This window comes from Amycolatopsis sp. lyj-109 (assembly GCF_046548995.1).
Taxonomy (GTDB): Bacteria; Actinomycetota; Actinomycetes; order Mycobacteriales; family Pseudonocardiaceae; genus Amycolatopsis.
Genome location: NZ_JAJPWR010000009.1, coordinates 1 through 26372 on the forward strand (window position 1 = coordinate 1; position 26372 = coordinate 26372).

The window sequence follows — 26372 nt, forward strand, 5'->3', positions numbered from 1 at the left end:
TGACCTGGGGAAACAAGGTCACCGTTTGCCGTGGCTGGTGGTCGTGAGTGGTAATTCGGGTTCTAACCCGAATTACCACTCACGACCAGCTGCGGCAGATCGGCAGGCCGGCGTCCAGGATGTCCTGCAGGCTGTCTTCGGCCGCACCGAACAAAGATCTCGCCCTGCAGTACTAGCCGCCGACGTGGATGCCGGGGCGGCGGGACGGGTCCTTTTCGGCGCTGCGGATGATTTCCCGGACCACCGGTGCCGTGTCGCCGCGGCCGAGGAGCAGGTAGCGGAACAGGTGGCCGAGCGGGTTGCCCTCGGACCACTCGAAATAGCAGCGGGGACGGACGCCCGTCACGTCGCGCAGGGTGAGCAGGATCGCGGCGATCGCGTTGGGTGCCGCGGGGCTGTCCGTGCGGAGGATCCGGTAGCCGTCGATCTCCACGCCGCGCACCCGGAGCACGTTGCTGAACTCCGACGGGTCCACGACGTCGATCTCCAGGAACAGGATGTCGGCGGCGCCGGGCACCGGGTTCATCCCGCGCTGTTCGGCTTCCTTCGCGGAGTACTCGGCGTGGTCGCCGCCCTGGCGCTTGTTGGCGACGATGTTCAGGGCGCCGTCGTGGGCGAGGGAATCGGCGATGAACCGGCGGGCCTCGTCGTCGAATTCGATGCGGTCGGCGCGCAGCTCCGTCGTCCGCGAAACGCGGGACACCAGCGAGACGACGATGATCCCGAGGATGAACAGGGCGGAGATGGCGATCCCGTCCGGCTTTTCGATGACGTTTTCGACGAGGGCGTACAGCAGGACGAGCGTGAGGACGACGAAGCCGATCGCCGCACCGCGCTGGCGCCGCCGGATCGCCGAGATGCTGACCGCCACCGCACCGGAGACCATCATCGCCAGGATGCCGGTCGCGTAGGCGCCGGCCTGGGCGTTGACGTCGGCGCCGAACGCGATGGTGATGAGGACGCTGATCACCGTGTAGACGATGACCACCGGCCGGACGGCGCGGCCCCACTCCGGCGCCATGCCGTAGGACGGCAGGTACCGCGGGACGATGTTGATCAGCCCGGCCATCGCCGAGGCGCCGGCGAACCACAGGATCAGCACGCTGCTGATGTCGTAGACGGTCCCGAAGAGCTCGCCGAGTTCGCGGTGGGCGAGGTAGGCCATGGCCCGGCCGTTGGCTTCGCCGCCTTCCTTGAACGCGTCGGCGGGGATCAGCACGGTGGTGACGAAGCTCGTCGCGATCAGGAAGACCGACATGACGAGCGCGGCGGCGGTCAGCAGCTTGCGGGTGTTGCGGATCCGGGATTCCAGCTTCTCCTCGGCGGTCTTCCCGTCGGCCGCGACCAGCGGCATCATGCTGACGCCGGTCTCGAACCCGGAGAGCCCCAGCACCAGCATCGGGAACGCGATGACGGCCGGGCCGATGATGCCGCCGAACCCGCCACCCCCGGCCGTGAGCGCGTCGGTCCAGTGGGAGAGGGCGGCGGAATCGCCGAGCAGGTCGATCACGCCGGCGACCGTCACCACGGCGTTGAGCAGCAGGAAGACGGCCACGAGCGGAATGGCGACCCCGACGGCCTCGCTGAACCCGAGCAGGAACACCCCGCCGAGGATCAGCAGCAGCACGACGGTGATCAGCACCGCGTGGCCGTGCAGGAAGCCCGGCAGGTACGGGTTCTCCAGCATGTGGACGGTGGCGTCCGCCGAGGACAGCGTGATCGTGATGATCCACGACGTGGCGACGAACCCGAGCAGGGTGAGGACGAAGAGCTTGCCGCGCCAGAACGGCAGCAGGTTCTCCAGCATCGCGACCGAACCCTGGCCGTGCGGGCTTTCGCGCGCGACCCGGCGGTACATGGGGAGCATCCCGAGCAGCGTCAGCGCGACGATCAGCAGGGTCGCCAGCGGCGAGAGGGCGCCGGCGGCGAGGGCGGCGATGCCGGGCAGGTAGGAGAGAGTGGAGAAGTAGTCGACGCCGGTCAGGCACATGACCTTCCACCAGGCTTGCGGCGTGCCGTGGTCTTCGCCGCCCGCGCGGCCGACCGGGGCGACGCGGTGCTCAAGCAGCCACCGGGCCACGGGCGAGCCGGGCGGTTGCGGCGGCGCCGGGCTGTCGACGCTCGCCGGAATGGTCAAATCGGGTGAAACACCCATTTTCGCCCTCTCGTCCCCTCGACCCGAAATCAGTGGTCGTCAGCATGCCCGACCCCGGGTGAGGGCGTGCAGGAGGCTCCGCACGTCCGATCCGGGCATCTCGCGTGGTCGGCGGGGCATCTCGCGTGATTGGGCGGGCATCTCGCGTGATTGGCGGGGCATCACGCGTGATTGGGCGGGCATCTCGACGGGACTCCGCTGTTTTGCCGCCGGCGGCTTCGGGTAGCCGAGGCGGCATGGCCGGACGCGAAGACTTGCCCAGCACCTTGCTGCGGTCGCCGCGCAAGGCCCAGGACACCTGGGTCGCCGCGCACGACTCGGCGCTCGATACCTATGGTCCCGGACGGCGGGCGCAGCAGACCGCCTACTCGGCCCTGAAGCACACCTTCGAGAAGGTCGGCGACCACTGGGAGCCCAAGCCGGAACGCGGCCCGTCGGATGAGCAGGCGGCCCGGGGCACCGGGCAGTCCGCAAAGCCGACCCACGGCGGCGTCAACGCCACCGCCGGCAAGCAGCACCTCTACGAGCGCGCCAAGCAGCTCGGCATCCCCGGCCGGTCGCGGATGTCGAAGGAAGAACTCGTCACCGCGCTGGAGAAGGAGAACCGGCGCCGGACCGACCGGGCCCGCCGCTCCGGGTGAATCCGGTGCGGACGGGGAACCCGGTGCGGACGGTCAGAACTCGTCGGTGCCGGTGAGCTCGTGCTCGAACGCGTCCGCGCGGGCGACGACCGCCTTGAGCGGGCGCTCGAACTCCTGCTGGATGCTGAGGTCCTCCAGCGGCACCGTGTGCTTGAGCAGCGCGACGCCGTCCACCACCGCGGCGCCGCCGACGGCCGAGCCGCCGGCCAGTTCGAGCAGCCGCCGGAGGTCGACCTTGTCGGCCCAGCCGACCGGGGAGGAGATCTCGATCCACGAGCCGCCGTCGTGCTCGGCGAGGTGGTGCACCGTCACCTGCTGGGTCCGGTCCCGCGGTCCCTCCAGCCGGAACCGCAGCCAGCCCTCCGATTCCTCGAGGACCTCGTACCGCGTCCGGACAAAGTTGATCACGTCGATCCAGCTGGTCACCCGCTGTGCCTCCCGCCTTCGGCCTGCCTGCGCGGTCGAGCATCTCACGTCCGCGGCGACGACGGTCCGCTGGTCGCCCGGGCGCTTCCGTGACACCATGGGTCCCGTGCGGGGCCGTCGAGAAACACGGCGGATTTCGCCGGTCGTCACCGGCGGTGAGCACCGGTGACCGCCGGCCATCCGGTGCGCTTCCCGGTCGTCGCCCTGGTCGCCTCGGCCGGCGGCTTGGACGCCTTCGTGCACGTACTCGGCTCGCTCCCGGCGGATCTCCCGGCGGCGGTGCTCGTCACCCAGCACCTGAACCCGTTCCGGCCGAGCCAGCTGGCCGCGATCCTGGCCGAGCGCACGGCCCTGCGGGTGGCCGAAGCAGCGGACGGTGACCGGCTCGTTCCCGGCGTCGCCCTGGTCGCGCCCGCGGCCCGGCACCTCCTGCTGACGCCCGAGCCCCGGATCGTGCTGGTGGACTCCGGCGCCCTGCCGCCGGCGCGGCCCTCGGCGGACCTGCTGCTGGCCACCCTGGCCGTCACGTGCGGTCCCCGCACGCTGGCCGTGGTCCTGACCGGCAAGGGCACCGACGCCCAGGTCGGCATCCGCGCCGTCGCGCGCTGCGGGGGCACCGTGTTCGCCCAGGACGAGCAGACGTCCGCGCATTTCGGCATGCCCGGCGCCGCCATCGCCACGGGTCTGGTCGGCTCCGTGCTGTCACTGCCGGAGATCGCCGAGGCCATCATCGCCCACGTCGGTGCCTCGGCCCGGCCGGACCGAGGTTTAGCCCGCGCGGTGGGGGCTACTCCCGGTAATGAAGAGCCTCCACTACCGTGAGGGAAAGTGAGGAGGTGAGCGCTGTGCCGGTGTTGCGGCGTGACCTCGTGGTCGTCGGCGCCTCGGCCGGCGGAGTCGAAGCCCTGCGGACGGTGATGTCCGCGCTGCCGTCCGACTTCCCCGGCGCGGTGCTCGTCACGATGCACCTGCCCGCCGAGACGGACAGCGCGCTGGCCCGGATCCTCGACCGGGCGGGCCCGTTGCCGGCCCGGACCGCGCGGCACGGCATGCCGATCGAGCCGGGCACCGTGTACGTCGCGCCTCCCGACCGGCACCTGCTCACCGAGGACGACCTCCTGGTGCTGAGCCGGGGGCCGACCGAGAACGGGCACCGGCCCGCCATCAACGCGACCTTCCGCTCGGCCGCGCTGACCGGCGGCCCCAAGGTCATCGGCGTCGTGCTGTCCGGGGTGCTGGACGACGGAGCGGCCGGCCTGCGCGCGATCGTGGACCAGGGCGGCCTCGCCGTCGTCCAGGACCCCGCCGACGCGCTGTACAGCAGCATGCCGGCGAACGCATTGGGCGTCGTGGACACCGAGCACGTGGTCCGGGCCGGCGAGCTGGGCGCGCTGCTCGACAAGCTGGTCCGGATGCCGGTGGCACCGGTCGAGCCGCAGCCGCCCCCGGAGACGCTCCTGCTGGAGGACCGGATCGCCCGTGAGGCGGTGCGGGCCGGTGCGTTGCCGCCGCAAGAACAGGACGGCGGTGGGGGGTACACCTGCCCCGACTGCCAGGGCGCACTCACCGAAGTCGCCCCCGCGGGCCGGTACCGCTGCCGGATCGGGCACGCCTGGTCCGCGCAGGCGCTGCTGGCGGCCCACGACGGGGAGTTCCGGTTCGCGCTGCAGAAGGCGCTTCGCGCGCTCGACGAGAAGGCAGGCCTGGGCCGGAAACTGGCCGCGCAGTTCGCCGGCGAGCGGCCGAGCGGGCTGGCGGAGCGGTATGCCGTCTCCGCCCGCGAAACCGCCGAAGCCGCCGAGACACTGCGCCGGTTCCTGCTCGCCGCGACCGACCGGGCCGGGGACGACGAGGCGCCGTACTCCGGCGCCGGCGGCCGACCCGCGGAGGAGGCGGCGCCGCAATGAGCCGAACTCCGGTCCAACTGGCCGTCGAACGCCACGGGGACGCGACCGTCGTGGGGGTGACCGGTGAGCTGAACCTCGCCTCGTATGCGTCGCTGCGCGACGGCCTGCTCAAGGTCGCCACCGACGCGCCGGAAGGACTGGTGGCCGACATCAGCGGGCTGGCCATCGCCGACTCGTCCCTGGTGAGTGTCTTCTCCCTGGTCGCCATGCGGATCGGCGACTGGCCGGGGATCCCGTTCACCGTCGTCGCCGGCAGTGCCGGCCAGCGGGCGCTGCTCGGCCGCCACGTGGTCGTCCGCTACGTCCCGGTCCGCGCCGACGTGGTCGCCGCGGTGGCGGCGCTGGACCAGCCGGTGCGCCGCCGCTGCGAACGCCTCTTCCCGCGCGGCGAGGGTGCCTCGGCGCAGATCCGGGACTTCGTCACGGCCAAGCTGGCCGAATGGGAGGTGCCCGAGCTTGCCGAAGACGCCCGGCTGATCGCCACCGAGCTGGTCGAGAACGTGCTGCGGCACACCACGTCCGAGCCGAAGCTCCGGCTCGACCTGCGCCGCGGGGTGTGCACGGTGGCCGTGGCCGACCAGGACACGCGACCGGCCATGCTGCTCGAACGGCTGTCCCCGTTCGAGCCGGGCCTGGGGCTGAAGCTGGTCGCGCAGATCGCCCGAACGTGGGGCTGCAGCCGGTCGTGGGCCGGCGGAAAGGTCGTCTGGGCGGTTCTGCTCCCCGGTGCCCGCACCACCGGTGACCGTCCGGCCGGGTAGCGTGTCGGACCGTGACCGAGCCCAAGGAACCCAACGGCGAGTTCGAGTCCGTGCTCACCTATCTCAAGGAGTCGCGGGGCTTCGACTTCACCGGGTACAAGCGGAGCAGCCTGATGCGCCGGGTCCGCCGCCGGATGAGCCAGGTCGAGATCGACAGCTACGCGGACTACATCGACCAGCTGCAGGTCAACGCCGACGAGTTCGTCGCACTGTTCAACACCATCCTGATCAACGTGACCGGCTTCTTCCGCGATCCCGACGCATGGGACCACCTGCGCGAGCACGTGCTGCCCACCCTGCTGGCCGAGCGCAGCCCCGAAGAGCCGATCCGCGTGTGGAGCGCCGGCTGCGCGGCCGGGCAGGAGGCCTACAGCCTGGCGATGCTCTTCGCCGACGCGCTCGGGATCGAGGCGTTCCGGCAGCGGGTCAAGATCTACGCCACCGACGTCGACGACGAGGCACTGGCGCAGGCCCGGCACGCGGCCTACACCCCGGCGGAGGTCGAGGAGCTCACCGAGGCGCAGCTCGAGCAGTTCTTCGAGTTGCAGGGCAGCCGGTACTGCTTCCGCAAGGACCTGCGCCGGTCGGTGATCTTCGGACGCAACGACCTGGTGCAGGATGCCCCGATCTCCCGGATCGACCTGCTGGTCTGCCGCAACACGCTGATGTACTTCAACGCCGAGACCCAGACGAAGATCCTCGAGCGGTTCCATTTCGCCCTCGCCCCCCGAGGCGTGCTGTTCCTCGGCAAGGCCGAGATGTTGTTGTCCCACACCAGGATCTTCGAGCCGGTGGACCTCAAGCGGCGGGTCTTCCGCAAGGCCGTCAACGCTCCGGTGAGCTACAACCACTTCGTGTCCCCCAGCCTCTCGCAGCGGCGCACCCAGGACATCTCGGGCTTCGAGGAACTGCGTGAGCACGCCTTCTCGGCGAGCCCGGTCGCGCAGATCGTCGTCACCGAGGAGGAGACGACGGCGCTGATCAACGCGCAGGCGGAAGTCGCGTTCGGACTGTCCGAACGCGACGTCGGGCGGCCCCTGCGCGACCTGGACGTGTCCTACCGTCCGGTGGCCCTGCGCGCCTACGTCGAGCAGGCCCGGCTGGAACGCCGGTCGCTGCGGATCAAGGACGTGGAGTGGCGCCGGGCCGGGGAGACCGTGTGGTACGAGGTCCACGTCAACCCCCTGGTGAACAAGAGCAAGTCGTTGCTCGGCGTCTCGGTGGTGTTCCACGACGTCAGCTGGGCGCGGCAGCTGCTCACCGAGCTGGAGCACACGAACCGGCAGCTGGAGTCGGCCTACGAGGAACTCCAGTCGACCAACGAGGAGCTCGAGACCACCAACGAAGAGCTCCAGTCCACTGTGGAGGAACTGGAGACGACCAACGAGGAACTCCAGTCCACCAACGAGGAACTGGAGACGATGAACGAGGAGCTGCAGTCGACCAACGACGAGCTGCAGACGATCAACGACGCGCTGCGTGAGCGCAGCCTCGACCTCGACGAGGTGAACGAGTTCCTCGAGTCGGTGCTCACCTCGATCCGGGCCGGCATCGTCGTCATCGACTCCGAGATGCGGATCAAGGCGTGGAACCGCGGCGCCGAGGACCTGTGGGGCGTGCGGCGGGAGGAAGCCGAAGGCATCCACCTGCTGAACCTCGACATCGGCCTGCCGGTGGCCGAAATCCGCCCGGTGGTGCGCGAAGCGCTGTCGGACGCGACCTACTACGGCGAGCTGGTGCTCGACGCGATCAACCGGCGCGGCCGCGCGGCGGTCGTCCGGCTGCTGTGCAGTCCCCTCCGCGGCTCCGGCGGGGAGAGCCACGGCGCCCTGCTGATGATGGAGGAGACGAAGCCCGAACAGCCGGAGTGACCCGGCAGGGGATTGCGGTGCCGGGGCGCGACTGTTATCCGTTGATCCATGGGGTTGACCAACGTGTGGATCGCAACGCTCGGTGACGGCCTGCTCCGCGCCGACCAGGTCGTCGGCCTGACGGCGCACGAGACCCCGGCGCTGACCGGGAAACCGCCGCGCTGGCTGCTCGACGTGACGCTCCGGGCGCCGTCGGGCAGCGGCAGCGCGGACGGCTGGGACGTCGGGATCCTCCACCGCACGCTGATCCAGACGCCGGCGGAACCGGTGGGGGCGCCGGAAGCCCTGGCCCGCTTGCTGGCCCGGCTGGACCGGGAGGACGCGGCCGGGCTGATCGCCGCGGTGGCCGACAGCGGGGGCAGGACCCGGCCGGCGAGCGTGGTGCGCTTGGCGTTCCGTCCCTTCGAGGACGAAGCGGGCTCCGGCACCTGACGCGCCGGAGCCCCGCGGCGGCCTACTTGGTGAGCGCGGCGATCCGGCCGAGGACCTCGTCCTGGCCCAGCGCCTGCGTGATCGCGTGCAGGTCGGGGCTGCGCGTCGACCCGGAGAGAGCGATGCGGATGATCTGCGAAGCCTCGCGGATGGAGCCGGGGAAGCCCTCGGGGTTCTTTTTGAACTCCTTGGCGTTGCGGGCGAAGCCGTGCTTGGCCGCGACCGCCCGGATCTGCTCGAACCACTCCTGGCCGTCGTCGAGCTGGCGGTAGTCGGCGGCGAAGTCGCGCGCCACCGCCCGGACGACCGCGGGGTCGACGCCGAGGGCGGCGATGCGCTCGTCGTCGGGACCGGTGACGGCCGTGTGGAGCTGCGGGAAGAAGAAGCCGTAGACGGCCCGGAACTCGCTCCACTTCTTCAGGTCCTTGCGGGGGTTCTCCGCGCCGTCGCGCTCCACCGCCAGCGCGCGCAGGGCCAGGTCCGGCTCCTCGTCGAGGACCCGGCGCAGTTCGGGGTCGAACCGCTCGGCCCAGGTGCGGACGGCCTCGAGGATCGCGGCACCCGGAAGGGTGGCGATGTGGTCGGCGGCGATGTCGTCGAGCTTGACCAGGTCCACCAGCGGGCCGGCGACGCCGCACTCGTCGAGGTTGATCGGCTCGGTCAGCGCCTGCTCGAGCGGCAGTTCGGCGAGCCGGCCGTTGGCGAGGCCGCGCAGGTAGTACAGGACGGCTTCGGCGGGGTAGCCGGCCTCGATGTAGAAGTCGACGGACGCTTCCGGGTCCTTGCGCTTGGACAGCTTGCGCTTGCTGCCGCCCTCCTGCTTCATCAGCGGGGCGATGTGCGCGTAGGTGATCGGCTCGAAGCCGAGTGCGGCGAACAGCTGCTGGTGCACCGGGACCGACGAGATCCACTCGTCGCCGCGGATCACCAGGTTCACCCGCATGAGGTGGTCGTCGACGGCGTGCGCGAAGTGGTAGGTCGGCAGCCGGGGGCTCTGGTCGGAGCTCTTGAGGATGACGACGTCGTTGCGGTTGGCCTCGGCCTCCAGCGGCCCGCGGATGGCGTCGGTGAAGCGGGCGCGGGCGCCGGCGGCGGTGGCGTCCTCCGGGGTGCGGAACCGCACGACGTACGGGGCCCCGGCGTCGAGCTTGGCCTGGACGTCGGCGGGGTCGGCGTCGCGCCAGATGGCCCAGCTGCCGTAGTACCCGGTGGGCAGCTTCGTGGCCTGCTGCCGCTGGGTGATGGCGGCCAGCTCCTCCTTGGTGGCGAAGTCGAGGTAGGCCTTGCCCTGGCGGAGGAGGTCGCGGACGTAGGTGAGGTAGATCCGCTCGCGGGCCGACTGCTGGTAGGGGCCGTAGTCGCCGCCGCGGTCGATGTCCTCGTCGGCGGCGAGGTGGAAGTAGGAGAAGCCGCGCTCGAACTGCTCGAGGGCGCCTTCGACCTCACGGGACTGGTCGGTGTCCTCGACGCGGACGAGGTAGCGGCCGCCGGAGCGCCGGGCGACGTCCTGGTCGATGGTGGCCGTGTAGATGCCGCCGATGTGCACGAACCCGGTCGGGGACGGGCCGAAGCGCGTGACCAGCGCGCCCTCGGGCAGCTGCCGGGCGGGGTACTGCTGTTCCCAGTGCCCGGGCTCGGGCAGGTCGGCAGGGAAGAGGGCGTCGATGACCGCTCGGTCCAGCATGGGTTGTTCTCCCGCGTCGTGGTGCACTTGCCCGCCGTTCGGCGCCGGCGAAGGTGGTCGGTTTCGCCGACGAAGAGCCTAGCCGTGCGGCCTGCCGCCCCGCCCGGGCAGGTGGTGCCGGGCCGGAAACTGTCGGTGCTCCGTGTGACACTGCGGGCGTGATCATCGTCTTCGAGGCGCAGCTGTGGGAGTGGGATGCCCGGCGCACCGACAGCTGGGTCTTCGTCAGCCTGCCCGCCGACGCGTCGGAGGACATCCGCGAGCTCGCCGCCGAGCCGCGGCGGGGCTTCGGTTCGGTGCGCGTCCGGGTGACGGTCGGGGCCACGAGCTGGAAGACCTCGATCTTCCCGGACGGTTCGCGCGAGGCCTACGTCCTGCCCCTCAAGCGGGCCGTCCGGGTGGTCGAAGGCCTCGACGTGGGGGACACCTGCACCGTGACCGTGGAGCTCGTCGACTTCTGATCGCGCGATCGGCGCGAAACGCGATCGGCGCCGGAACGGATCTGTCATGATGCGGACACAGGGCCCCGAACCGCGCAAAGGGAGACACGATGTCCGCCCAGATGGACGAGCTGATCGCCCAGTTCCAGAACTTCCAGAGCAAGGTGCGGCAGGCCGAGGCCCGCTTCGCCGGCGCGGGCGAACTGCAGGAGCGGATCGCCCGGCTCCAGACCACCGTCACCTCGCCCGACGGCACCGTGACCGTCACCGCGGGTGCCGGCGGCGCCATCACCGACCTGCGGCTCACCGCCGGGGCCACCCGGGTCGAGGCCGGTCAGCTGGCCGCGGCGATCATGGACACCATCCGCCGGGCGGCGGCCGGGGCCGCGCAGCAGCAGGCCGGCATCGTGGACGAAACCTTCGGCGACGCGTTCGGCGTCGACGTCTCGGCGCAGGTGCGCGAAGCCCAGGCGGAGGCGTTCGGAACCGCGGCGGCCGCACCCGCGTCGGAGCAGGAGCCGCGGCAGCCGTCGCGGCCGGTCCGCCGGCCCGCCACCGGGGACGACGACGACTTCGACCAGGGCCCCATCCTCCGCCGATCCTAGGGAAACCCGCGATGCCAGACGGAATTCAGACGAACATCGGCGCAATCTCCGCCTACGCCAAGCAGTTGCCGTTCTACGAGCAGGAAGCGGACAAGTTCGGCGCCAAGATCGACGCCGCCGACGTGACGAACGAAGCGTGGGGTCTCGTCGGCCTCTTCGCCAAACAGGGCTACACCGACCGCCTCGCCGAGCTGCGCTCGCTGCTCACCGACCTGAAGGACGGCGTGGACGGGTTCACCACGAAACTCACCAAGGCCGCGGAGATGTACCAGGGCACCGAAGACGCCGGCAAGGTGGCCTTCGGCCGGTACGAGGCGGAAATCGACGCGATCGGGCAGGGCGGATGACCGAGCCGAAGAAGAGCATCGCCGACGCGCTGAACGTCGAGGCCTACGACGAGAGCATGGGCGCCAACCTCGACCGCGCGGCCGGGTTCGTGCCGGTGGCCGGTACCGCCTACAAGGCCGGCAAGAAGATCGGCGAGCACGCCCAGCAGGCTGCGGAAGCCGACAACCCGGGCGAGCTGGCGTCCGCGGGCGCGGCGCTGGTCGGCGACGGCGCGGCGTTCGTCGGTGCGGCCGCCGCCGACATGGTCACCTTCGCGATGGACCCGATCGGCTGGCTGGTCAGCCACGGCCTCAACATGCTGCTCGAACTGGTCCAGCCGCTGCAGGACGCGCTGCACCAGGTCACCGGCGACGGCCCGGCCATCGGCCACGCCTCGGAAAACTTCGTCACCATCGCGCAGGGCTTCGTCGCATTCGCCGACGACTTCGAGCGCACCGGCGACACCGCGCTGGCCGAGTGGGTCGACGAGGCCGGGAACGCGGCGAAGGAAGCGCTCGGCGACTTCTCCTCCGGCATCCGCGGCATCGGCTCGGCCGCCGGTTCGGTCGCCGAGGTGCTGCAGATGTGGTCGATGGTCATGGTGGTCATCGAAGAGGTGATCAAGGGGATCATCACCGAGCTGGTGTCCTGGCTGATCACCCTGTGGCTGCCCGCGCTGGCCGCGTCGGTGATCAGCTTCGGCGGTTCGGTCGCGGCCGCGATGACCGCGTCCATCGCCAAGGCGGCCAGCGTGCTGCAGAAGGTGACGCGCTACCTCGGCAAGTTCGGCAAGCTGCTCGACTCGTTCATGGAGTTCCTGGTCAAGTACTCCGGAAAGCTCGAGGTGTTCACCCGCAAGCTGCGCATCGGCGTGATGCCCGGCGAGACGAAGTTCGGCTTCGGCGCGGTCGCCCAGGGCTGGCAGCCGAGCAACCGGGCGCTCACGACGATGTTCGGTACCTCGGCCGGCGTCAAGCCGTTCCTCGCCGGCGCGGGCGTGAAGGCCGCCACCGGGGCGGGCAAGGGTGCGTTCGTCGAAGGCAAGGAAGCCGTCACGCCCGAGGGGGACGAGCCGTGGTTCGACAAGAGCGAGATCGGCGGGGACCGGAGCCCGCAGGAGACGCGCAAGGACTTGGACATTTGAGCGAGCGCATCGAGAACTGGGCGCAGGACACCCGGGTTCGGCCCGGGTTCCGGGAGCGGGTCGAGGCGCTGATGCGGGACCGGTGGCGCGAGCCGGTCATCGTGCTGCACTTCGGCGACACCGACGTGGGCTACGCCGTCCCCGGCCGCCGCCAGGACGGCACCGTCGTGGGGAAGCGGCTCGTCCGGCGGTTCTTCTGGAACGTCCTGCGCGGGATCGGCGCCGCGGTGTTCGCCGTCTTCGCCCTGGCCCACGGCGAACGGCCGGGACTGCCCTTCCGGCGGGTGATCGGCGTTTCGGGCCCGGAGAACGCGATGGCGCTCGACCTGGCCGACCGGCTCCGGTCCGTGAAGGGTGCGTGGCTGGCGTGCTCGCCGTCGTGCCTGGCGGTGGTGGACACCGGGGCGACCACCACCGACCCGGCCGACGCACCGCCGCCGCGGATCGTCTGGGAAGCCCGCAAGCCGCAGGCGCCGGAGCTCAGCTTCCGCAAGAGCACGCTGACCTGGCCGGACGGCTCGATCTTCCGGCTCCCCGTGCAGGGCCGCACCGAGCAGCAGCACCTGCGGAAGTTCCTGGAGTTCCCGGACGTCATCCACTGGAACGGCCGCCGCTAGGGGCGCTCGTCCTGGCCGCGGTCCTAGCTCCCGCACGCGAGGCGGGCCCACACGACCTTGCCGTCGTCGTGGTGACCGACGCCCCAGGCGGAGGCGAGCTCGTCGACGAGCAGCAGCCCCCGACCCCCGGCGCGGCCCGGCACCCGCAACCGCGGTTCGCCGGTACCGGTGTCGGCGACCGCCACGGTCACCACGCACGGGTCGTGCGCCACGCGGAGCCGCAGCTGGTGGGGGCCGGTGGCGTGGACGTAGGCGTTCTCCAGCAGTTCCCCGACCACGATGACGGCATCGACCCGATCGGCGTCGGTGAGCGAAGCCAGCCGGGCCTCGGCCCACCGGCGCGCGGAAGTCAGGCCGGCGGGGTCCGTTCCGGCGATATCCAGCACCTGCCACTCCGGCTCGGGTGCCGCGCCCCAGTCCACTTGCACCGTGCGAACCCTCCTTGTGCAGAGGGCGTACCCGGGAAACCGGCCGTTACTCGCCGGCCCGCCGAAAAAGCTGCTACGGGAGCCCGATCCGCCAGAGGAACGCCGCGCGCAGGGCGTCGATCAAGGCTTCGTCGTCGACCTCACTGGGGCGGTCACCCATCGGGAGCCAGAGACCTTCGTCCGGGATGCCGGCCTTGACGCGCGTGAGCGTGACGCCCGGATAGGCGAGTGTCTCAGCATCGCCGTCGGTGTCGGACACGACGACGTGCCGGGACTCCGCCCGGACGAGCACCTGCCGCTGGTCGTTCATGTCGCGCGTCTTCCTGAACCGAAAATCTCGCCGTAGTCCAGCATAGACACGCGAAGCGGCGAACACCTTCGGGCGAACAGCGGATTCTCGTTCACGTCAGCTCAAAAACCGCTGCGGCTCAACATCTCCGCTGGCGGACACGGCGCGCTCCGAGGGGGAGGAGAGCACGCCGTGTCCGTGTCCCGAACGGTACGCCGCGGCCGGGCCGACGGCGCCGGAACCACTCGTACGCCGGAGCGGCCGACGGCGACCTGCCGTTTTTGTCGGTGCGCGCCGATACGCTGGACCCGGGGGGCGCCCCCGCGGGCTGGTGTCGGTCCGGGGCGTGACGCCGAGGCCGGGCTTCGATGGCGGGCTCGGCAAAAGATATCCTTCGGCTGCCTGGTTGTGTTGCCGGAAAACAGTTTCCGGCGAACGGAGGCTCCGGAAGTCCGGTGGCGCCGGCCGATCGTCGCCTCGCAGCCGGGAGGGGCGGCCCGCGGATCGCGGGGCCCGGCGAGGTCGTCGCGGCCGATCCGGCCCCCACTCTCCGGTTGCTCTGCGCGCACCACCGCTGGGCGAATTGCCCGGTACCTATCTTTTGTCCTGTCCGACGAAAGTCGGTACCGCTCACCCGGCCGCGGGATCACTCTCGACCCACCGGATCACCGGTGCCGGCCCCGTGGGCCGGCTCGTCCGGCGCGGCCACCCCTTCGCGCCGGCTTCGCCCGCGATCGCGAAAGTGAGTTACCGGCATGCGCAGAACGTCCCCGGGACACCACCTCCTCGCCCGCTCCGCCACCACCCTCGTGGCCGCCGCCGCGGCCATCGGCTTCGTCACCCCCGTCTCCGCCACCGCTGCCAGCATCGACGGCTACTCCGCCGTCGTGCAGCGCGATGCGGTCGCTTCCCTCGCCGCGGAAGCCGGGATCAGCGAGTCCGCCGCCGTCGCCCTGCTGCGGACGCAGGCAGCCGGCGTCGACACCCTGCAGCGCGTCACCGCTGCCCTCGGGTCCCGCGCGGCCGACGGTTACCTCGACGCCGCCGCCAAGCCCGTCGTCAACGTGCTGGACCGGGCCGCCGCCGACCAGGTCGCGCAAGCCGGCGCGCAGGCCCGGCTGGTCAAGCACTCCCGTGTCGCGCTGGCGAGCGCGCAGGACGCCCTGCAGGCGCTGCCCGCGGTGACGCACACTTCGATCGGGCTCGACCCGAAGACCAACCAGGTGGTGCTGACCGTGGCCGACGCGGCCAAGGGCACCGAAGCCCTGCTGAAGGCGGCCGGGGCGCTCGGTGACCGGGTCCGCGTGGAGCGGGTCACCGGCGAGATGCACACCGCGATCTACAACGGCGAAGCCATCACCGGCGGCGGCACCCGCTGCTCGGCGGGCTTCAACACCAACCGCGGCGGCCAGAACTACCTCATCGACGCCGGCCACTGCACCCGCGCGGTGTCGCAGTGGAACGTCGGCCCGTCACAGGGCGCCAGCTTCCCGACCAACGACTACGGGCTCATCCGCAACACCACCGGCAGCGCGCCCGGCGCGGTCACCCTGTGGAACGGCTCCACCCAGCGGATCAGCTCCGCCGGCACCGCGACCGTCGGGCAGCGGATCAGCAAGAGCGGCAGCACCACCCACCTCACCTCGGGGTCGGTGCAGCGGACCAACGTGACGGTGAACTACGCCGAAGGCTCGGTGTACCAGCTGATCCAGACCAACGCGCTGGTCAACCCCGGCGACTCCGGCGGCTGCCTGTTCGCCGGCAGCGTCGGCCTGGGCATCACTTCCGGCAAGGGCGGCGGGAGCTCGTACTTCCAGCCGGTCGGTGAGGCGCTGAGCGCGTACGGCGTCACCCTGAACTGAACCGGGACCGGTGGGGCACCACGCCGGTGCCCCACCGGTGCGTCAGTCGCGGCGGTGGAAGATGAGCCGGTAGCCGGCCAGGATGATCAGGGCGCCCAGGATCGCCAGACCCCAGGTGCGCAGGTCGAAGAACGTGCCGAGCTGCGTGTGGAACAGCGTCTTGCCCACCCAGCCGCCGACGAACGCGCCCGCGATGCCCAGCAGGATCGTGATGATGCAGCCGCCCGGGTCCTTGCCCGGCATGAGGGCTTTCGCGATCACCCCGGCGATGAGACCCAGCACGATCCAGGCGATGATGCCCACGGGGTTGTCCTCTCGTCTGCTACCTCTTGACGGCACAGGATGGCAGGCAGCGGCCCCGGGAGCGCGTCGAGCCACGCCGACGTGATCCGGATCTCACCCGATCCGTGCCGGGGTCGCAAAAAGCCCGCCCGGAACCGTCCGGACGGGCCGTTCGCGATCGGCTGCTCAGCCACCGCCGTAGGTGGCCTGGGTGACCGCGAAGACGTTGCGGTTCCCCGCGCCTTCCTGCAGCGACCACAGCAGGTCGGCGGCGGTGTCGTCCTCCCAGTACGAGATGCTCTCGCCACTGCCGACCCAGGCGAAGGTCTGCGCGGCGGCCGCGGGCTTCCAGTAGTAGAGCTGCTTCTGGCCGGACGACTGGAACCACCAGCGGCCGTTGTGCGAAGCCACGCCGTTGAGCTTGTACCAGGGCAGCTGCAGCGCCTGGCTCGCCGTCGTCGTCGCGGCGAATGTTCCGGTGGAGGCGAACGGGTAGCGGATCGCCCGCGGCGCCCGGTTCGGGTAGTCGGTGCAGCCGGACGAGCAGGTGTACTCGGTCATCACGATCGACTTGCTGACCCGGTCGAGCGAGATCGACGACCACGCGAGGTTCGTCCCCGACGTCGTCTTCGAGGCGATCGTGCCGACCTGCGGCAGGACGTAGGCGTAGTTGTGGGCGTAGTACGTGCTGCCGCTCTCGTGGCCGACCTGGTCGGCGGTGCCGCCGGTGTTCGTCTTGAGGATCTTGCGCATGTCGAACACGCGCATGCCCTTCCCGGTGTCGGCGACGTAGAGGTAGTCGCCGTACCAGGACATGCCGCCGGCATGGATCGGGATGTCCTTGAAGTCCGGGGCGTCCGCGGTCCCGGTCGGCTCGACCAGCAGGATCTTGCGGTAGGCGTTCGGGTAGTCGGCGTCCCAGTCGACCAGGGTGATCCGGCTGCGGGACTGGTCGCCGTCGCAGCCGTCCTTGGTGTACCAACTGACCGCGATGAGCTGGTGCCCGTCGTAGTTGCCGCCGTTGGCCGTTCCCACGGCGTCGCGGCTGGTGGTGATGCCCTGCGGGTAGCTGGCGCAGTCGGAGTTGTCGCCGCTGTCGAACCGGAAACCCGTCGAGAGCCCGGCGACGGAGAACGACGACGGCAGCGCGGTGCGGTCGTGGTTCGCGTTCTCCATCACGGTGTGGACGGCCGCGGTGCCCAGTTTCGACACCAGGGCGCTGTTCACCGCGTCGAACTGGTTGTAGTTGGCGGTCAGGGTGTACTGGTCGGCGGGCAGGGTCGACGGCGCGGCCGCGGCGGCGGCCGCGGGCGCGGCGACCAGGCCCGCCAGCACGCCGGCGGCGAGAGCCGCTTGGGCGATGCGATGGTGCAGTGACATGGAGAACCTCGGTGGTCGGCGCCCGCGCTCTCGCCGGGCTGGTGCCGATATCGTCGGTCGTGCCCGTACAAGAGGCGTACAAATACTGCTTTCGTACCATCCCGGGTCATCCGAAGTTACGACGCGCGGCCCCTGCTCCGGAGGCGATAGTGGAGGAGACCGGCAGTTGCCGTCCGAAGAGGAGGAAGTCGTGGATCAGGTCGGGATTGCGCAAGGACGCGAGACGTCGGTCCACATCGGACTCGATCTGGGCGGCGTGGAGATCGGGCGGGTCCGGCCGGTCGGTGAGTCCGCTGTCATGTCCACATCGGACACATCCGACCGGCTACCGCGCCGCGCGCCGGTCGAGCACCTTCAGCGACTGCTCGCACCACCGCAGGTTCTCCCGCTCGAACGACAGGCCTCGCATCAGCGTCAGGTACGGGCCGATCCGCTCGGCTTCGGCGAGGTAGTCGTCTTCGAAGCGGCCGTCGAGCAGGCGCGCGCGAAGCCGTTCGTAACCCGCGATCTTGGCTTCCGCCCGGGCCATCCGCTCGGTCAGTGCCCGCCGGACCGCCGCCTCGTCGCCCGCGTCGACGGCCTGCACCTGCACCAGGAGCTCGTCGCGGATCACGCCGGGGCGGGGCGGGCGCGCGGTGAACCCGTGCAGCGCCCGGTGGCCGGCTTCGGTCAGCGAGAACAGCCGCTTGTCCGGGCGCCGCTCCTGGTGGACCACCCGGGCCTGGACCAGGCCGTCGGCCGCCATCCGGTCGAGTTCCCGGTAGAGCTGCTGCGGGGTGGCCGCCCAGAAGTTCGCCACCGAGGCGTCGAACCCCTTCGCCAGGTCGTAGCCCGACGCTTCGCCTTCGAGCAGCGCCGCCATCAGCGCGTGCCGCAGTGCCATACTCAACTAGTTGATTGCTTCGCGCTGGATCTGCTCGAACTGCGCCGCCATCGCCTCGGAGAGGGCCTGCGCCGCCGACAGGGGCCGGACCATCACCGTGAACTCGTCGATCAGGCCGGTTTCGTCGAGGTGCAGGAAGTCGCAGCCCTCGACCCGCACATCCCCGATCCGGGCCTCGAAGACGAGCGCGTGGTCCCGGCCCTCGCCGCCGGTCAGCTCGCGCACGTACCGGAAATCCTCGAACACGCGCAGCACGCCGCGCAGGATCGCGGCGGTGATCGCCTTGCCGGGGTACGGCTTGAACGCGACCGGGCTGCGGAACACGACGTTCTCCGCCAGTGTCGCGGCCATGGCCTCGGGATCGCGTGCCTCGACGGCCTTGCGGAAGCTGCTCATGCCCACCTCGCCTACTCAATTTATTGACTATCTTCGCTCAGCGTACCCGTTCGCCTTCGGTGACCGATCGACGACGCACAGCTTCACCACAGGCCTGCCACAGCTGCCCTCGCCACGCTGGCCCAAGGCCGGGTCAGGCGGAAGTCAACCGGCCATTACCCACCACGAAGGGACCGGAATGGGAAACGATCACGAGGGACAGCGGGTGAGCCGGCGCCGGCTGCTCGCCGGCGTGAGCTCGGTCGGCCTGGGTGCGCTCGTCACGGCGTGCGCGGGCAAGAGCGCGGTCACGACGTCCACCGGGGAGACGGTCGCGCTGGAGGCGGTCACCGACGCGGACCTCACGGCCTTGTTCACCGGCGCGCGGACGTGCACGCTCACCGCGTCGACCACGCAGGGGCCGTACTACTTCGACGCCGACAAGATCCGCAGTGACATCCGCGAGGACAAGCAGGGTACGAAGCTGCGGCTCGCCCTGCAGGTGCAGGACAGCGAGACGTGCAAGCCGATCCCGCACGCGGTCGTCGAGATCTGGCACTGCGACGCGGGCGGCCTGTACTCGGGCGCGGAAGCGGCGTCCGGCGGTGGCGGCGGGACCCCGCCCACCGGCACGCCCCCGACCGGGACCCCGCCCACCGGCTCGCCGCCGCCCGGCGGCGGTGGGGACACCGACCTCGTCCCCACCGACGACAAGCGGTACCTGCGCGGCGCCCAGGTCACGAACCAGCGCGGGACCGTCGAGTTCACGACGATCTGGCCGGGCTGGTACCGCGGCCGGACCGTGCACGTCCACGTGATGGTGCACGTCGGCAACGAAAAGACGCTCACCACGCAGCTGATGTTCGACGAGACGCTGAACGCGCAGGTCTTCGCCACCCAGCCCTACGCACAGCGCACCGGCCGGGACACCTTCAACGACAACGACTCGATCTACCAGCCGAGCATGCTGCTGAAGGTGACCCGGGCCCGCGACGGTTATGTGGGCTGCATCGTGCTCAACGCCGACCCGGACCACGACGGCGCGTAGCGGGTCACGCCCGGGCGAGCCATCCGGCGAGCGTGGTCTCCGCGAGCCGCGCGCCCGGCCCCGGCAGGAGGTCCTCCGGCCCCGGCACCGCGCCGAAGTACGGCGCCTGCGGGTCGGTGACCACCTGCCGCGGGTCGGAGCGCGCGGTCAGCACGGTGCGCACCCACTCGTCGAGCCCGAAGACCTCCGGGCCGGCGATCTCGGTGACGCCCCCGACCGGCTCCCCGGCGGCGACCGCCCCGACGGCGGCGGACACCTCGGCGGCGGCCATCGGCTGCACACCGGCGCCGGGCAGCCGCACGACGCCGTCGGTGGTCGAGCCGTCCGCGATCCCGCCGGCGAACTCGAAGAACTGGGTGGCGCGCACGATCGAGAACGGCAGCCCGGACCCGGTGATCAGCTGCTCCTGCGCGACCTTGGCCCGGAAGTACCCGACGTCCGGCTGCCGGTCCGTGCCCACCACCGACAGGGCGACGTAGTGCCCGACGCCCGCTTCCTTCGCCGCGTCGACGAGGTTGCCGGTCGAGGTCCGGAAGAAGGCGAGGACGTCGTCGTCGGCGAACGACGGCGAGTTCGAGACGTCCACCACGACGTCGGCGCCCTGGAGCGCCTCCTTCAGTCCTTCGCCGGTGATCGTGTCCACGCCGGTGCTCGGTGCCGCGGGCACCGCTTCGTGACCGTGCCCGGCCAGCCAGGTGACCAGGTTCCTGCCGATCAGGCCGGTTCCGCCGATGACGACGACCTTCATGGGTCCGTTCCCTCCGTTCGGCGCCGCCCGGTGACTCCGGGACGGCTGCACATCCCGGGGACGAGACTGCTCGCCGGTTCGTGACAACGGAGGTCGCTTCCCTCGAACGGAGGAGCCCGGGGGGCCGTATAACGGCCTACACGCCGGCTCGCCGTGGCTCGTACTGGGCGCGCAGCGCCTTCTTGTCCGGCTTGCCCAGCCCCGTCATCGGCAGGGACTCGGCGACGATCACCTGCTTGGGCACGTGCACCGGGCCCTTGCGCTCCCGCACCGCCGCCTGGATCTCGGACGTGAGCCGCTCGAGGTCGCCGCCCGCGTCCTTGCGCAGGACCACGACCGCCGTCACCGCCTCGCCCCACTTGTCGTCCGGGGTGCCGATCACGCCGACCTGGGCGACCGCCGGGTGCTCGGCCACCACGTCCTCCACCTCGCGGGGGAACACGTTGAACCCGCCGGTGACGATCATGTCCTTGACCCGGTCGACGATGAACCAGAAGCCGTCCTCGTCTTCGCGGGCGACGTCGCCGGTGTGCAGCCAGCCGTCGCGGAACGTCTCCGCGGTGATTTCTGGCAGGTTCCAGTAGCCGCCGGCGAGCAGCGGGCCGGCCACGCAGATCTCGCCCGGCTCGCCCGGTGCCACCGGGGTGCCGTCCGCGCCGAGCAGCGCCGTGCGCAGGAAGGCCGACGGACGGCCGCAGGAGGCCAGCCGGGCGTCGTCGTGGTCGCCCTTGGCGAGGTAGCTGATCGCCATCGGGGCCTCGGATTGGCCGAAGAACTGGGCGAAGATCGGGCCGAACCGGTCGATCGCCTCGCGCAGGCGCACCGGGTTGATCGACGCCGCCCCGTAGTACACCGTCTGCAGCGAAGACAGGTCTCGGGTGCGCGAGTCGGGGTGGTCCATCAGCGCGTAGAGCATCGTGGGCACCAGCATGGTCGCGGTGATCTGCTGCTCTTCGATGATCCGCAGGGTTTCGGCGGGGTCGAACTTCGGCACCACGATCAGCGAGCCGCCCTTGAGCAGCGTCGGGGCGAAGAAGGCCGCACCGGCGTGCGACAGCGGGGTGCAGATCAGGAACTTCGGCGCCTCGGGCCACTCCCACTCGGCCAGCTGGATCTGCGTCATCGTGGTCATCGCCTGCGCGGTGCCCATCACGCCCTTGGGCTTGCCGGTGGTCCCGCCGGTGTAGGTGATCGAGACGACCTGGTCCGGCGGCAGTACGGCGGGCTCCAGCGGCCGGGGCTCGAAGGTCGCGGCGGCCGCGGTCAGGTCCTTGCCGACGTGGGCCAGCGGCTCCGGCACCGGGCCGATGGTGAGCACCTGCGTCAGGCCCGGGACCTTGGCCAGGAGGCCGAGCGCGCGGTCGACGAAGGCGGGCACCGGGTCGATGATCAGCGTGGTGATGCCGGCGTCGGCGAGGATGTAGGCGTGGTCGTCGAGCGACCCGAGCGGGTGCAGTGCCGTGCGCCGCGAGCCCTGCAGCTGGCCGGCGGCGATGATGAGCAGTACTTCCGGCCGGTTCAGCGACAGCAGCGCGACCGGCGCGCCCGTGCCTGCCCCGAGCGCCTCGAAGGCTTGGGCGTACTGGCTGACCTGCTCGGCGGTCCGGCCCCCGGTCATCGTGGTCTCGCCCAGCACCATGACCGGCTTGTCCCGGTGGCGTTTCAGGGCGGAGACGACCAGGTGGCCGAGGTGGTTCGGATACCGCATCGTCTGCTCGTCCATCCCGGTCTCGTCCACGGCGCCAGACTAGAACACGTTACTGTTTTGGACAAGATGCGGAGATCAGGCCGGGTTTGTCAGCTTGGCGATGCGGTGGAACAGGTTTCACCAGGCCGCGGAGGGCGAGCCGCGAGCGGCGACCCGCCCTCCGGGGCCGGCTCAGCCGCGCAGGCGGCCGAGGTAGCCGCGGTCGACGGCGACCGCCGACACGCTCACGTACCCGTCGAGCAGGGCCTTCGCGTCACTGTCGGCCTCGTACGCCGGTGCGGGCACCGAGTCGTAGGACAGCTGGTAGGTCCCGTCGGCCGCCGGCACGTACTTCACCCAGCCCGACGCCACCCGGGTGACCTTCGTCCAGCGCACCGGCGACGGGCCGGAGCCCGGCACGACGTCCGGCTGGTTGACGTTGACCAGCGCCATGTCCTGCACGAACTTCCAGGTCCGGGGCGACGCGAGCAGCCGGATGACGACGTCGGCCGCGGCCGCGTAGGTCTCCGTCGACGGGGGTGTCGCGCTCGAACCCGCGCTGACCGCCACCGCGGGCACGCCCTGCTCGATCGCCACCGACGCCGCGCCGACCGTGCCGGACATGCTGATCGGGATGCCGGTGTTCTGGCCCGCGTTGACCCCGGAAAGGACCAGGTCCGGTCCCGTGGTCCAGCCGAGCCGCTGCGGCAGGATGGCGCTCAGCGCCAGTTCGGTCGTGTCCGCCGGGGTCAGCGACGCGCTGCCGGGGCCGCACGGGGTGCCGCCCTGGCACGCACCCAGCACCAGCCCGTGCCCCGGCGCGCCCGCGCAGTCGCCGGCGAACTCGGCCGGTACCGCCGTCGGCGGTGCGACCGACGACGTGAAGGACACCGCCGTGGACCGGCCCTTCCCGCCCTGGACGGCCCACGGGCCGACGATCGCCACGTCGGCTCCGGCCCGGCACAACGCCTGCCGGAGCACGTAGATGCCCCGCCCGTCCGACCCGTCGGCCTTCGCCGCCTGGACCGAATCGTCGTTGACCAGCAGAACCTTTTTGCCCCCCAGCGAAACCGGTTGATCGGACCGCGGGCTGGCTTGGGCGGGCCCGGCCAGCGACAGCGCTACCACCGCCGCGACCGCGACGCGCAAAGCCTTGAACCGCATCGCTACCTCCTCGTCTGTTCGGAAACTCAATCGTTCGGAATCGGCGGGGTCAGGGTAGCGAGAACGGCGGTGGCGAGGGGGTGTTTCGGCGGTTTCGCCGGTGTGCCCGCCCCGGACCGGACGGGCACACCGTGGAAAATCCTTTGTGGACGGTCAGGGCACCGGTGCCGCCTGTGCCCGGGCCACGGCCTCGTCGCGGTCGGGTTGCAGCAGGTAGCCCGACCGCAGGGCCCGGTCCGCCGCCGCGGTGAACTTCGCGACGTAGGTGGCGTGGTCCGGGTAGAGCTGCCGGATCCGGTCCGCCGTCAGCGGTGTGGTCGTGCCCAGCAGCAGGCAGGCGCCCGCCACGTTGCCGCCGCTGTTGTTGGGGGAGTAGGACGCCACCGGGACGTCGAGGTCGGGCAGCCGGACGCCGCCGAGGGCGTTCTGGTCGCCGTCGCGCAGGATGATGAGGTTGAGCAGCATCGAGATCGGCGTCGCCGTGGGCGGGGCCGCGCCGCCGCGCGCCCACCGGTCCAGGTAGCGGAACGCCGCGTTCTCCGCGTAGCGGAACGTCATGCTGTTGACCGGTTTGTCGCACGTCGTCGGGGCGCCGCCGTTGATCGACCCGTCCCGGGCGTTGGCCGCGTTGTACAGGTTCAGGCCGTACTGGTCGGCGTGCGCGGTGCCGGCGACCTCCCAGGTCCGCACCTGCGCGGTGTCCTGCCGGACCGAGGCCGACGCGATGACGTCGGTCTCCGACTGCAGGACGAACACCGGGACACCGAGATCGGTGCGGATCTTCGCCGACAGCGGACCGATGACGCCGTCGCCGATCGGTGCGGCGAGCGCGGCCCGGCCGTGGATCAGGAAGCCGTCGTAGCTGCGGCGCACCGGCTGGATCGCGTTCGCGAAGGTGGTCAGCCGCAGCGCGGACTGCGAGTGCCCGGTGCCCAGCACGACCGACGGCGTCCGCCCGCCCAGCAGCTGCGGGTTCGCCCGGAGCGCCTGCGCGGCCTGCGAAAAGACGTCGTAGGAGAGCGCGTCACCGCTGAGGTCGACCGCGCCGTACCGGGCGGGGTCGAGGCTCTTGAGCTTGTCGGCACCGGCTTTCTGGGTCGTCACGCCGACGTAGGCGTAGCCTTCGCGGATGAAGTGCTCATAGGACTGGGAGAAGTCCACCGGGATGTCGACGCCGAAGCTGACGTTGAGCCATTCGACCACGACCGTGCCGGTGAACCGGGCGGCGTCGCGCGGCCGCACCACGACCATCCGAGTGGTGTACGGGGTGCCGGTGGAGGCCACGCGCGTGGCCCAGCGGCCGTCGTCGGTCCACAGTCCCACCTGGTCGAACGTGTCGGCCTGCCCGGAAAACAGGTATTCCTCCTCGACGTACCCGCGGGCGGCGAGGTCGAGGACACCTCGGGCGCCGCTCACCGGCCAGCCCCGCCCGGCGTTCGCCGGCACCGCCGATACCGTGGGGGCGGCGGAAGGTGCGGCCTGGGCGGTGCCGGTTCCGGTGAGCAGGACGGATGGCAGGAGCACGGTCAGCAGCACGAGCAGGGCTCTGCGCATGGGTAAACCCTTCTGGTGGTCGACGGCCCGCGGAGCGGCTCCCGGCTCGCGCACCGTCCACATCGGACACTGAGGCGGTGACCGGCCCGGTCACCGCCGTTGTCTTTACTCGCCGGTAAAGGCCGGGGGCAACGCCCGGTCCGCGAAGCGGCGGGAACCCACCCGGGATCGCTCAGGGATGTGACAAGTCAACGGCCCCGGTACTCGGCCGGAAACGAATCCGGGAAAGTGCTTTCGGCGCCGCAACCTTGCGCAGGTGTCACTCGTTGCGCGACTATCTCGGGACGTTCTGCACGTGCATGCGCACGGCAAGGGGGAGTGGTGACCGAAGTGGCGCCGGCGGTGGCCGGGACGACGGACGTCCCGAGCGACGCGGCCTTGATCGCGGCGGTCCGCGGTGGCGACATCGCCGCCTACGGCGAGCTCTACGACCGGCACCTCGCCGCCGCCCGCCGGGTGGCGGCCGCGATCGCGGCCGACGGTGCGGAGCGGGACGACCTGATCGCCGAGGGATTCACCCGCGTACTACGGATTCTGCGTGCCGGCGAGGGGCCGGACGAGGATTTCCGGCCGTACCTGCTGACGACCATCCGGAACACGATGATCAGCTGGCGCCGCCGCGACTCGGCCGTCTCGCTGGTGGCCGAGGTCCCGGATGTGACGCCGGGTGCGGGGAGTGACGAGCCGGTCGGCAGCCGGTTGCACGCCACGGTCGCCGTGGACGCGTTCGCGAGCCTGCCCGAGCGGTGGCGGACGGTGCTGTGGCGGACCGAGATCGACGACCAGTCGCCCGCGGAGATCGCCGAAGACCTCGGCATGACGCCGAACGGAGTAGCGGCGCTGGCCTACCGCGCCCGCGAGGGCCTGCGTCAGGCCTACCTGGACCAGCACGTGCCCGAGGCGCGGCGGCGCGCCTGCAAGAGCGTCTCCGGCCAGCTGGCGAAGTTCGTGCGCGACGGCATCTCCGACCACAAGGCGCACCGGATCGCCGCCCACCTCGACCGCTGCCCGGACTGCCGGGAGCTGGCCGCCGGCCTCCGGCAGCTCAACTCGGAACTGCCCGCCACGGTGGCCCCGCTCATCCTGGGCATCCCGATCGTCTCGCAGTGGTTGTCCACCACCGGCTCGCTCGCCGGCTCCGGCGCGGCCGCCACGGCCACCGGCACGGGTGCGTCCGCCCTGTCGTGGGCGACGGCGGCGAAGGTGGCCGTCGCGGGTGCGGCACTGGTCACGACGGTGACGATCGGCGCGAGCACGTCCAGTGACGCTCCGCCGCCGTTGTCCGGCAGCGAGGGCACGACGACCCAGCCCGCGGGGACCGGGCCGCAGGCCGGCTCCCGCGCCGGGATCCCGCCGGGCGGCGTCGTGCCGACGTCGGACGCCGCGGGGACGCCCGGCGCCTCGGGTGTGGAACCGACGGGCGTGCAGCCGACGGGCGTGCAGCCGACGGGCGAGTCGGCGGGGGCCGCGGAATCCGGGGATCCGGCGGTGACCGGCACCGGGAACGGCAACAACGGCAACGGCCTCGGGAACGACCCGGCCGCGAAGGAGTCCAAGAAAGCGGCCAAGGAGTCCTCCAAGGCCGCGAAGGAATCCTCGAAGGCGTCGAAGAAGGCCGAGAAGACGAAGAACCCCGGCGAATGACCCGGCGCCGCGCGGCGC

The 26372-nt window shown here is 71.2% G+C and carries 27 protein-coding genes; 14 read left to right on the forward strand and 13 right to left on the reverse strand.

Annotated features, from left to right (window positions below; all coding sequences use genetic code 11):
• Positions 1-172: 172 nt before the first annotated feature.
• Complete coding sequence (locus ACLJQF_RS20960; RefSeq protein ID WP_410610907.1) at positions 173-2155, reverse strand: amino acid transporter; 1983 nt, start codon at positions 2153-2155, stop codon at positions 173-175.
• Positions 2156-2391: 236 nt separating this feature from the next.
• Here ACLJQF_RS20960 and ACLJQF_RS20965 point away from each other — a divergent pair, with 236 nt between their 5' ends.
• Entirely contained in the window at positions 2392-2796 is a 405-nt protein-coding gene (locus ACLJQF_RS20965) for a ChaB family protein (RefSeq protein ID WP_410610909.1), read from the forward strand.
• A gap of 33 nt (positions 2797-2829) precedes the next feature.
• On the opposite strand, the gene ACLJQF_RS20970 is transcribed toward ACLJQF_RS20965, so the two are convergent.
• Positions 2830-3222: a hypothetical protein gene (locus tag ACLJQF_RS20970; protein WP_410610911.1), complete on the reverse strand. Its 393-nt coding sequence runs from the start codon at positions 3220-3222 to the stop codon at positions 2830-2832.
• 165 nt (positions 3223-3387) lie between these two features.
• Here ACLJQF_RS20970 and ACLJQF_RS20975 point away from each other — a divergent pair, with 165 nt between their 5' ends.
• The 5 genes from ACLJQF_RS20975 to ACLJQF_RS20995 are packed head-to-tail and all read left to right on the forward strand — an operon-like array spanning position 3388 to position 8193.
• Positions 3388-4044 carry a chemotaxis protein CheB gene (locus ACLJQF_RS20975; protein ID WP_410610912.1) on the forward strand — a complete coding sequence of 219 codons (657 nt, stop codon included), beginning with the start codon at positions 3388-3390 and terminating at the stop codon, positions 4042-4044.
• Between the two features lie 14 nt (positions 4045-4058).
• Complete coding sequence (locus ACLJQF_RS20980; protein WP_410610914.1) at positions 4059-5129, forward strand: chemotaxis protein CheB; 1071 nt, start codon at positions 4059-4061, stop codon at positions 5127-5129.
• Positions 5126-5890 carry an ATP-binding protein gene (locus ACLJQF_RS20985; RefSeq protein ID WP_410610915.1) on the forward strand — a complete coding sequence of 255 codons (765 nt, stop codon included), beginning with the start codon at positions 5126-5128 and terminating at the stop codon, positions 5888-5890. The genes ACLJQF_RS20980 and ACLJQF_RS20985 overlap by 4 nt, the downstream gene beginning before the upstream one ends.
• Positions 5891-5901: 11 nt before the next feature.
• On the forward strand, positions 5902-7761 hold the full coding sequence (locus tag ACLJQF_RS20990; RefSeq protein WP_410610917.1) for a CheR family methyltransferase: 1860 nt from the start codon (positions 5902-5904) through the stop codon (positions 7759-7761).
• Between the two features lie 48 nt (positions 7762-7809).
• Positions 7810-8193 carry a hypothetical protein gene (locus ACLJQF_RS20995; RefSeq protein WP_410610918.1) on the forward strand — a complete coding sequence of 128 codons (384 nt, stop codon included), beginning with the start codon at positions 7810-7812 and terminating at the stop codon, positions 8191-8193.
• Between the two features lie 22 nt (positions 8194-8215).
• On the opposite strand, the gene ACLJQF_RS21000 is transcribed toward ACLJQF_RS20995, so the two are convergent.
• Entirely contained in the window at positions 8216-9877 is a 1662-nt protein-coding gene (locus ACLJQF_RS21000) for a glutamate--tRNA ligase (protein WP_410610920.1), read from the reverse strand.
• A 158-nt stretch (positions 9878-10035) separates the two neighbouring features.
• Here ACLJQF_RS21000 and ACLJQF_RS21005 point away from each other — a divergent pair, with 158 nt between their 5' ends.
• The 5 genes from ACLJQF_RS21005 (at position 10036) to ACLJQF_RS21025 (ending at position 13010) form a co-directional block, all read left to right on the forward strand.
• The gene (locus tag ACLJQF_RS21005) at positions 10036-10338 is read left to right on the forward strand and encodes a DUF1905 domain-containing protein (RefSeq protein ID WP_410610921.1); all 303 of its coding nucleotides are present in this window, start codon (positions 10036-10038) and stop codon (positions 10336-10338) included.
• Positions 10339-10427: 89 nt separating this feature from the next.
• The gene (locus ACLJQF_RS21010) at positions 10428-10922 is read left to right on the forward strand and encodes a YbaB/EbfC family nucleoid-associated protein (RefSeq protein ID WP_410610922.1); all 495 of its coding nucleotides are present in this window, start codon (positions 10428-10430) and stop codon (positions 10920-10922) included.
• 11 nt (positions 10923-10933) lie between these two features.
• The gene (locus ACLJQF_RS21015; RefSeq protein WP_410610923.1) at positions 10934-11269 is read left to right on the forward strand and encodes a hypothetical protein; all 336 of its coding nucleotides are present in this window, start codon (positions 10934-10936) and stop codon (positions 11267-11269) included.
• Positions 11266-12393, forward strand: coding sequence for a hypothetical protein (locus ACLJQF_RS21020; RefSeq protein WP_410610924.1), 1128 nt, complete (start codon positions 11266-11268; stop codon positions 12391-12393). Before ACLJQF_RS21015 ends, ACLJQF_RS21020 begins: the two co-directional genes overlap by 4 nt.
• Positions 12394-12464: 71 nt before the next feature.
• On the forward strand, positions 12465-13010 hold the full coding sequence (locus ACLJQF_RS21025; protein ID WP_410611381.1) for a hypothetical protein: 546 nt from the start codon (positions 12465-12467) through the stop codon (positions 13008-13010).
• A gap of 23 nt (positions 13011-13033) precedes the next feature.
• On the opposite strand, the gene ACLJQF_RS21030 is transcribed toward ACLJQF_RS21025, so the two are convergent.
• Both ACLJQF_RS21030 and ACLJQF_RS21035 read right to left on the reverse strand, forming a co-directional pair.
• Positions 13034-13438, reverse strand: a complete 405-nt coding sequence (locus tag ACLJQF_RS21030) for an ATP-binding protein (RefSeq protein WP_410610926.1) — start codon at positions 13436-13438, stop codon at positions 13034-13036.
• 73 nt (positions 13439-13511) lie between these two features.
• Positions 13512-13748 (reverse strand): hypothetical protein, encoded by a 237-nt coding sequence (locus ACLJQF_RS21035; RefSeq protein ID WP_410610927.1) that lies wholly within the window; start codon positions 13746-13748, stop codon positions 13512-13514.
• Positions 13749-14482: 734 nt separating this feature from the next.
• Here ACLJQF_RS21035 and ACLJQF_RS21040 point away from each other — a divergent pair.
• Entirely contained in the window at positions 14483-15589 is a 1107-nt protein-coding gene (locus ACLJQF_RS21040; RefSeq protein ID WP_410610929.1) for a S1 family peptidase, read from the forward strand.
• 42 nt (positions 15590-15631) lie between these two features.
• Here ACLJQF_RS21040 and ACLJQF_RS21045 read toward each other — a convergent pair whose 3' ends face one another.
• The 4 genes from ACLJQF_RS21045 to ACLJQF_RS21060 form a co-directional block, all read right to left on the reverse strand.
• The gene (locus ACLJQF_RS21045; RefSeq protein ID WP_013225295.1) at positions 15632-15892 is read right to left on the reverse strand and encodes a GlsB/YeaQ/YmgE family stress response membrane protein; all 261 of its coding nucleotides are present in this window, start codon (positions 15890-15892) and stop codon (positions 15632-15634) included.
• A 165-nt stretch (positions 15893-16057) separates the two neighbouring features.
• Complete coding sequence (locus ACLJQF_RS21050) at positions 16058-17251, reverse strand: hypothetical protein (protein ID WP_410610930.1); 1194 nt, start codon at positions 17249-17251, stop codon at positions 16058-16060.
• A gap of 325 nt (positions 17252-17576) precedes the next feature.
• Entirely contained in the window at positions 17577-18134 is a 558-nt protein-coding gene (locus tag ACLJQF_RS21055) for a PadR family transcriptional regulator (protein ID WP_410610932.1), read from the reverse strand.
• A 6-nt stretch (positions 18135-18140) separates the two neighbouring features.
• Entirely contained in the window at positions 18141-18530 is a 390-nt protein-coding gene (locus ACLJQF_RS21060) for a nuclear transport factor 2 family protein (RefSeq protein WP_410610933.1), read from the reverse strand.
• Between the two features lie 178 nt (positions 18531-18708).
• Between ACLJQF_RS21060 and ACLJQF_RS21065 the strand changes: the two genes are divergently transcribed.
• The gene (locus tag ACLJQF_RS21065; RefSeq protein WP_410610935.1) at positions 18709-19557 is read left to right on the forward strand and encodes a protocatechuate dioxygenase; all 849 of its coding nucleotides are present in this window, start codon (positions 18709-18711) and stop codon (positions 19555-19557) included.
• A 4-nt stretch (positions 19558-19561) separates the two neighbouring features.
• On the opposite strand, the gene ACLJQF_RS21070 is transcribed toward ACLJQF_RS21065, so the two are convergent.
• From ACLJQF_RS21070 to ACLJQF_RS21085, 4 genes are all read right to left on the reverse strand, one after another.
• Positions 19562-20305 carry an SDR family oxidoreductase gene (locus tag ACLJQF_RS21070; RefSeq protein ID WP_410610937.1) on the reverse strand — a complete coding sequence of 248 codons (744 nt, stop codon included), beginning with the start codon at positions 20303-20305 and terminating at the stop codon, positions 19562-19564.
• A gap of 136 nt (positions 20306-20441) precedes the next feature.
• A complete protein-coding gene (gene fadD8 / locus ACLJQF_RS21075; protein ID WP_410610938.1) occupies positions 20442-22043 on the reverse strand; it encodes a fatty-acid--CoA ligase FadD8 in 1602 nt (533 codons plus the stop codon).
• A gap of 141 nt (positions 22044-22184) precedes the next feature.
• Positions 22185-23156, reverse strand: a complete 972-nt coding sequence (gene surE / locus ACLJQF_RS21080) for a 5'/3'-nucleotidase SurE (protein ID WP_410610940.1) — start codon at positions 23154-23156, stop codon at positions 22185-22187.
• Positions 23157-23309: 153 nt separating this feature from the next.
• Positions 23310-24710 carry an alpha/beta hydrolase domain-containing protein gene (locus ACLJQF_RS21085; RefSeq protein WP_410610942.1) on the reverse strand — a complete coding sequence of 467 codons (1401 nt, stop codon included), beginning with the start codon at positions 24708-24710 and terminating at the stop codon, positions 23310-23312.
• A gap of 321 nt (positions 24711-25031) precedes the next feature.
• On the opposite strand from ACLJQF_RS21085, the gene ACLJQF_RS21090 reads away from it, so the two are divergent.
• Complete coding sequence (locus ACLJQF_RS21090; RefSeq protein ID WP_410610943.1) at positions 25032-26354, forward strand: sigma-70 family RNA polymerase sigma factor; 1323 nt, start codon at positions 25032-25034, stop codon at positions 26352-26354.
• Positions 26355-26372: the final 18 nt, after the last annotated feature.

Coding starts and splice junctions, on each gene's coding strand:
- ACLJQF_RS20960 (WP_410610907.1), bottom strand. CDS start 2,155: ATGGGTGTTTCACCCGATTTGACCATTCCGGCGAGCGTCGACAGCCCG.
- ACLJQF_RS20965 (WP_410610909.1), top strand. CDS start 2,392: ATGGCCGGACGCGAAGACTTGCCCAGCACCTTGCTGCGGTCGCCGCGC.
- ACLJQF_RS20985 (WP_410610915.1), top strand. CDS start 5,126: ATGAGCCGAACTCCGGTCCAACTGGCCGTCGAACGCCACGGGGACGCG.
- ACLJQF_RS20995 (WP_410610918.1), top strand. CDS start 7,810: ATGGGGTTGACCAACGTGTGGATCGCAACGCTCGGTGACGGCCTGCTC.
- ACLJQF_RS21000 (WP_410610920.1), bottom strand. CDS start 9,877: ATGCTGGACCGAGCGGTCATCGACGCCCTCTTCCCTGCCGACCTGCCC.
- ACLJQF_RS21010 (WP_410610922.1), top strand. CDS start 10,428: ATGTCCGCCCAGATGGACGAGCTGATCGCCCAGTTCCAGAACTTCCAG.
- ACLJQF_RS21015 (WP_410610923.1), top strand. CDS start 10,934: ATGCCAGACGGAATTCAGACGAACATCGGCGCAATCTCCGCCTACGCC.
- ACLJQF_RS21020 (WP_410610924.1), top strand. CDS start 11,266: ATGACCGAGCCGAAGAAGAGCATCGCCGACGCGCTGAACGTCGAGGCC.
- ACLJQF_RS21025 (WP_410611381.1), top strand. CDS start 12,465: ATGCGGGACCGGTGGCGCGAGCCGGTCATCGTGCTGCACTTCGGCGAC.
- ACLJQF_RS21035 (WP_410610927.1), bottom strand. CDS start 13,748: ATGAACGACCAGCGGCAGGTGCTCGTCCGGGCGGAGTCCCGGCACGTC.
- ACLJQF_RS21040 (WP_410610929.1), top strand. CDS start 14,483: ATGCGCAGAACGTCCCCGGGACACCACCTCCTCGCCCGCTCCGCCACC.
- ACLJQF_RS21050 (WP_410610930.1), bottom strand. CDS start 17,251: ATGTCACTGCACCATCGCATCGCCCAAGCGGCTCTCGCCGCCGGCGTG.
- ACLJQF_RS21055 (WP_410610932.1), bottom strand. CDS start 18,134: ATGGCACTGCGGCACGCGCTGATGGCGGCGCTGCTCGAAGGCGAAGCG.
- ACLJQF_RS21060 (WP_410610933.1), bottom strand. CDS start 18,530: ATGAGCAGCTTCCGCAAGGCCGTCGAGGCACGCGATCCCGAGGCCATG.
- ACLJQF_RS21065 (WP_410610935.1), top strand. CDS start 18,709: ATGGGAAACGATCACGAGGGACAGCGGGTGAGCCGGCGCCGGCTGCTC.
- ACLJQF_RS21070 (WP_410610937.1), bottom strand. CDS start 20,305: ATGAAGGTCGTCGTCATCGGCGGAACCGGCCTGATCGGCAGGAACCTG.
- surE (WP_410610940.1), bottom strand. CDS start 23,156: ATGCGGTTCAAGGCTTTGCGCGTCGCGGTCGCGGCGGTGGTAGCGCTG.
- ACLJQF_RS21085 (WP_410610942.1), bottom strand. CDS start 24,710: ATGCGCAGAGCCCTGCTCGTGCTGCTGACCGTGCTCCTGCCATCCGTC.